Annotated in this window: 6 protein-coding genes; 3 read left to right on the top strand and 3 right to left on the bottom strand. The window is 67.3% G+C overall.

Annotated elements, in window-relative coordinates; translation table 11 throughout:
• Positions 1–201 precede the first annotated feature (201 nt).
• Positions 202–1128: an RNA polymerase sigma-70 factor gene (locus QM806_RS19945; protein ID WP_065492720.1), complete on the top strand. Its 927-nt coding sequence runs from the start codon at positions 202–204 to the stop codon at positions 1126–1128.
• Between the two features lie 14 nt (positions 1129–1142).
• Here the strand turns inward: QM806_RS19945 and QM806_RS19950 are convergent, their stop codons facing one another.
• Positions 1143–1715 (bottom strand): DUF2867 domain-containing protein, encoded by a 573-nt coding sequence (locus QM806_RS19950; RefSeq protein ID WP_265147596.1) that lies wholly within the window; start codon positions 1713–1715, stop codon positions 1143–1145.
• Between QM806_RS19950 and QM806_RS19955 the strand changes: the two genes are divergently transcribed.
• Positions 1692–2303: a TetR/AcrR family transcriptional regulator gene (locus QM806_RS19955; protein WP_265146777.1), complete on the top strand. Its 612-nt coding sequence runs from the start codon at positions 1692–1694 to the stop codon at positions 2301–2303. The genes QM806_RS19950 and QM806_RS19955 overlap by 24 nt on opposite strands.
• A 17-nt stretch (positions 2304–2320) precedes the next feature.
• Here the strand turns inward: QM806_RS19955 and QM806_RS19960 are convergent, their stop codons facing one another.
• On the bottom strand, positions 2321–2983 hold the full coding sequence (locus QM806_RS19960) for a class I SAM-dependent methyltransferase (RefSeq protein WP_005254368.1): 663 nt from the start codon (positions 2981–2983) through the stop codon (positions 2321–2323).
• Between the two features lie 34 nt (positions 2984–3017).
• Between QM806_RS19960 and QM806_RS19965 the strand changes: the two genes are divergently transcribed.
• Positions 3018–3674 carry a maleylpyruvate isomerase N-terminal domain-containing protein gene (locus QM806_RS19965; protein ID WP_005568970.1) on the top strand — a complete coding sequence of 219 codons (657 nt, stop codon included), beginning with the start codon at positions 3018–3020 and terminating at the stop codon, positions 3672–3674.
• 128 nt (positions 3675–3802) lie between these two features.
• On the opposite strand, the gene QM806_RS19970 is transcribed toward QM806_RS19965, so the two are convergent.
• Positions 3803–5848: a TerD family protein gene (locus tag QM806_RS19970; RefSeq protein ID WP_283292560.1), complete on the bottom strand. Its 2046-nt coding sequence runs from the start codon at positions 5846–5848 to the stop codon at positions 3803–3805.
• Positions 5849–6000: the final 152 nt, after the last annotated feature.

Genomic DNA, 6000 nt, shown 5'->3' on the forward strand with positions numbered 1-6000 from the left:
CGTCCTCACTCGTGGTGTTGTGTTGCTCTGGACGAACATGAGATGCCGGCGACCCGATCCTTGTGACAATCGCTCACGCCGCGACTTCGAAGTCACGTAATTTGGCAGCGGGCAACACGGGTCGGCTGCCGTCTGGTGTCACAAAACGGCGGGGCCCGGTGTCTGGTGTGTGACACAGTCGAGAGTGAGAAGGAGCCACCCATGGCCGGCACGTCGCAGACCACACCCGACGATCGCGGCGGGAGCCAGTCGGACCCCGCCACCGAGGCGTTCGTCGCCCACCGCAACCTGCTGTTCACCGTTGCCTACGAGATGCTCGGATCGGCCGCCGACGCGGAAGACATCCTCCAGGAGACCTGGCTGCGGTGGGCGGGCGTCGATCTCGACACGGTCCGCAATCAGCGTGCGTACCTCGTCCGGATCACCACCCGCCAGGCGCTCGTCCGGCTGCGGACGCTCAGCAGGCGCAAGGAGTCCTATGTCGGTCCCTGGTTGCCCGAGCCGCTGCTGACCGCGCCCGACGTGGCCGAGGATGTCGAATTGGCCGACAGCGTCTCGATGGCGATGTTGCTGGTGCTGGAGACTCTCGCGCCGACCGAGCGGGCCGTGTTCGTGCTGCGCGAGGTGTTCGCTCTGGAGTACGGCGAGATCGCGGACGCCGTCGGCAAGAGCCCGGACGCCGTCCGCCAGATCGCGCACCGGGCGCGGGCCCATGTCGCGGCGCGCCGCCCGCGCGGCGTCGTATCCCCGGCCGAGTCCCGAGACGCACTCGAGGCCTTCCAGCGGGCGCTCGAGACGGGCGATCTGCAGAGCCTGCTCGACCTGCTCGCACCGGACGTCGTCCTCCTGGGTGACGGTGGCGGAGTCAAGCAGGCCGTGCTGCGGCCCATCGTGGGGGCCGACAAGGTGGGTCGCCTGCTGGCGGCCGGCCTGCCCCGGATCGACGGCACGGTGTCGGTCGAGCCGGTGCAGATGAATGGCTCCCCCGCGCTGATCGTCCGGCTGGACGGGGAGATCGACGACGTCGTGGCGGTGCGGATGGACGACGGCAAGATCACCGGGCTCTACATCGTGCGCAACCCCGAGAAGCTGTCGCGCGTCGAGCGGGAAACCGCGGTGAGCCGCTGAGGTCGCAAGCCTCCCTACCTTGCCTCGGCATGGTGGCGGTCGCGCCAGGCTCGTTCCCATTGCCGGGTCAGGGCCGGGTACACGATGAGGTACCGGAAAGGCGCGATGGCGGTCATGTAGAGCCGCCCGAACCATCCGTTGGGTTTGACGAGAACGGTCATCTGCAGTTCGTAATCGCCGTTCGCTCCTCTCGCCCAGCCGAGATGCATCACGGTGTGCACGGTCTTGTTCGCCAGCTCGCGGGCGGACTCCGTGTCGAGCTCGTACACCGCTGTGAGGGGCATGCCTTCGTCGTCCGGGCCGCGCGGAGCGGCGCGGAGGTCGCTGGGCAGGCGGTCGCGGAGCGAGGCAACCCGCTCACCGACACCAGTTGACGGATTGTCCCAGCCGAAGAGTGCCCCGAGTTTCCATCGAGCGGCGAACAGGAACCTCACCAGCCGGGGCTGCTTCGCTGGTCCTCCCGCGGCTCGCATCGCTGCGAGCATCGCCGGGAAGTCGTCGGGCCCGGCTCCGGGAGTGCGGAACGACCACACGTCCTCGACGGCGAAGTCTCTCGTGAATTCGTGGATACGCCAGGGCTGCTCGATGTAGGTGGCCCGATTCCCGCCGTCGCCCGCACGACACGAGCCCGCAGGATCGAGGCGGGCCTCGACGCCCTCGCACGAGGAGGGCCCGACGCCGTCCGAGTCGAGACTCTCGCCGCCGAACTTGGCGTGACGAAGGGCGGGTTCTACGGCTACTTCGACGGCCGTCCCGCATTGCTCACCGAAATGCTCGACGAGTGGGAACGCCGTTGCACCAAAGCCGTTATCGCCCAGGCCGATGCCGAAGGCGGCACCCCCGCCGACAGAATCCGGCGCGTGGGGCAACTGACCTACTCGGAGGACTTTCAACGGATCGATCTCGCGATCCGGGCCTGGGCCCACCACGACCGGTCCGTCGCGACGCGCCTGCACGCCATCGACAACGAGCGGATGAACTTTCTGCGAAAGATGTTCGGCACCTTCGTCACCGACCCCGACGAAATCGAGGCACGCAGCACCCTCATGTTCGGACTTGCGATCGGCCGCCACTTCATCGTCGCGGACCACCCCGGGTACACCAAACGCGAAGCCATCCAACTTGCCGGAGAATTCCTCCTGCGCCCGTCCGGTACGAATAGTTCTGTCGGGTAGGGGTTTCCGCCGGGCGATCAGTCGAGGTGAGCCGACAGCAGCCACGCCGGGAGCATGGACCGCCCCTTCTCGTCGTGCTCCCAGTTCGCGGCCTGCTCCGGGCCGAGCAGCGCGTGGATGAAAGCCGGGCGAATGTCGTCGATGGTCCAGAACTCGGCGACCGCCTCGCGCAGCTCGTCGTCGGTCACCGGGTTCGGTCCTTCGCCCTCGGGGAAGGCGCCCTTCGCGAACACCAGGATGTAGTAGGACGCGCCGGGCGCGGCCGCCCGAGCGACCGCGCGCAGGTAGTCCCGCCGCCGGTCGACGGGAAGGGAATGGAACAGGGTGCTGTCGACGATCGTGGAGAACCGGCCGTCGAAACCGGTGAACGAACTGATGTCCGCCACCTGATACGTGGCCGTCGTCAGTCCACGATCGGCGGCGGCCGCCTGAGCCACCGCGATGGCCGTCGGCGACAGGTCCAGACCGACCACCGTGTACCCCTGCGCCGCCAGGTGGAGGGACGTCTCGGCATGCCCGCAGCCCGCGTCCAGCACGTCGCTGCGGAACTTGCCCTCCGCGATCAGCCCGGCGATCTCGGGTTGCGGCTCACCGATGTTCCACGGCACCGGTCCCGTAAATACCTCCGCGTCGCCTCGGTAGATGTCGTCCCACGGCGCAACCTGGTTCTCCTCGGTCATGCCATCGACGGTACGCCCGCACTACCGTGCCGATGTGGATCTTTTCTCACGCTCGTGGTCGGCGCTGCTCACAACGGTCGCCGAACTTCCGGACGAGGACTTCGCACAGCCGTCCGGCTGTAGCGGCTGGCTCGTGCGGGATCTGGTGTGCCACCTGATCATCGACGCGCAGGACGTCCTGATCACCCTCGTGACCCCCGCCGACACGGAACCGACGCGCGACGCCGTGACCTACTGGGACCTCGCCGACACACCCCCGACCGGCGACGACCCGCTCGACGCGCTGATCGTCCGACTGGCCGCCGCGTACCAGGAGCCACGGCTGCTCAAATACCACTTCGACGACGTCGGCTCCGCTGCCGGCCGCGCCGGCGAACTCGTCGTCCCGGACCTGCGGGTCAGCACCCGCGACGAGGTCCTTACCGCACGCGACTACCTCTCCGCGTATGTCCTGGAGTCGACGCTGCACCACCTCGACCTGATCGCCCACCTCCGGGGTGCGGCGGAACCGCCCGCAGACGGCCTCGCCCGGTCCCGCGACTTGCTGGAGAAGATCGCCGGGACCGCCTTCCCCGCCTCGTTCTCCGACAAAGACGCACTGCTGGTCGGCACCGGACGACGAGCCCCGACCGACGCGGAGAAGGACCAACTGGGTGAGCTGGCGACGAAACTCCCGCTCATCCTCGGATGATCGTCCAGCCGACTGGGACCTTCCGCGTGGGCAAGCCTGAGCAGCAGATACGCGTTCGAGGACTCTAAGCCAGCAACCCGGGAACGCCGTGCGAATGGCTGTCTAACACTGGCACCGACTCGATCCACTTACTCGCCTTCGAATTGTGCGGTGTCGGACCTCGGCGGTTCATTCTGTTTCGGCGCGGCCGGAACCCATTCCCGCAGTTGTTGAACCACTGTGCCGTAGAACTCGTCGGTCGATGACGTCACGCTGGTGATGAAGCTCGCCGCGGTGCCCGACCGCCGGCCGCCCATCGGGAAGGTTTGTTCGAGGGAGAAGGAGACGATGTCTCCGGATCGCCCATTGGTCAGTACCTTCGGGTCCGCTCGCACCGTGTCGAGGTGCTCGCAGGCTTCGTTGCCGCGCTCGGAGAACACCGCTTCGACCTGAACGTCGCCGGGTACGTCCTTGAGTTGCTTGAGTAGCCACGACAGCCGGCGACCGGAGGTTCCCTCGTTCGGTGCCTCCACGGTGGTGCGGCAGCGGATCTTGTTGGTCCGCACATCCGCGATCACCACCAAATCCCCGGCCGTTTCCGGGATCCGCAGCACGGCTTCGAACACCCCGTCGGTCGCCAACCTTTCGGCTACCGCCACATTGCGGGCTGCCGGGTCGCTGCCGTGACGGCGGGGCAGGATGTGTTTGACGGTGACACCGAGTTCGGCGGTCAGCCGCAGCGCGAGATGACGTGAGAGGGACACCCAGGTGTCGGCCACGGCGGCGGCTTTCTGGTCGCCGCCGCGGAGGGTGCCGGCGGTGACCGCGTCGCGGACGGTCACCCAGTTCCGGCCCATGTCGACGAACTCGGCCGCCCCGGAGCGGGGGTGATCGAGGTAGCGCAGGAACTCGGCCAGGATCCAGGCCTGCAGGTCATCGTCGATACCGCCGTGCGAGAGCAACATCCGTGCCTCGTGCGCCACCTCCGCCCACGACAAATGGCGCAGCGCGACCTTGGCAAGCTTGCGACGGTCGACCTCCACCGGCAACTCCCCGGCACTGGCGGGAACGTCGTTCGACAGGCTGACCACCACGTCGTACTTCTTCTTCCGCGCCACATCGAGATAGTTCTCGAGTTGCTCCTTCTCGAGCTTGCCGTTGCCGGTCTTGACCTCGAGCAGGCCGGTCCACACCCTGGTGCCGCGGGAGACCTTCAGCACCGCGTCGGGGACCACCTTCGTCTCACCCCGCTCGTACGCGACCTCGACATAGCCTTCGAAGACACCGACCGGGGCCCCCATCCGGGCGCACACCGCGCGTGCGAAGGGGCGCACGGCCTGCATGGTGGCGATCAGCGCCGAGGTAGCGCGCCGCTCCTGTTCCTCCCCGGTCCCGACCCCGATGACCGAGAACAACCGCGCCGGCTGCCACGTGTCCTGTTCGGCGAGGGTGAATTCGACCGGCTTCGACTTGCGCACCACCCGCTTGGCGGTGCGGACGCCCCGGGTTCTCGCCTTCCTCTGTGTCGCCGGTGTGATGGGTGTGGTGGGCAGTTCGGGCACCAGTTGCGGGCCGTCGCCGGCGGACCCGTGCGACGCCGGCACGGCGGGTTCGGCAAGGTCGGACGAGGTATCGGGGGTACCTGTGGGTTCCGGTTCCGGCTCGTCGTCGATGTCGACACCGAAATCCGTCGCCAAACCTGCCAGTCCGGACTCCCAGCCCTGCCCGACCGCCCGGATCTTCCACTCGGCATTGCGGCGGTACACCTCGCCGAACACGAACGCCGACTCGGTCGTGGCATCGGCGGTGACGTACTCCGCCAACGTGTACCCGGCCCCATCGACGACACGCAGAGCGAGCTTTCCGAGATCACCGAACCTGCCGTCGGCGACACTGCCGACCAAGGCCACGGTGTGCACGTCCTCCGGCACAGTGGACAGGTCGATCGCGATCCGCGCCTGCGCACCTTCCTCGGTACCGCTCGTACCCAGGAACCGGATCGACCCGTCCGTCGACTCGGGCTGGTTGTAGAACACGAAATCGTCGTCGGAGCGAACCTTGCCGCCGGAGTTCAGCAGCAAAGCCGACGCATCGATCTCGACCTCCGACTCGGTCCACCCGAGCACCACATCGATCTGCTCCACCTCAGCGGGCAGCGACAAGTTCTGTCCCTTGGACAGCATCGGAAACTCCACCAGAAACCACCCTCATTCGACCCGAAACCGCACCAACGCTGCGCGGCCGGACAGAGCCTGAGCCGACTACCGACGTCCGTCGCATCTACTGCGGATACTAAAGATGTTTCGGTAATTGAGTGAGTGCCGATCATAGGGGAAGCCCGGTGTGG

The organism is Rhodococcus sp. IEGM 1351, from assembly GCF_030056875.1.
GTDB lineage: Bacteria > Actinomycetota > Actinomycetes > Mycobacteriales > Mycobacteriaceae > Rhodococcus_F > Rhodococcus_F opacus.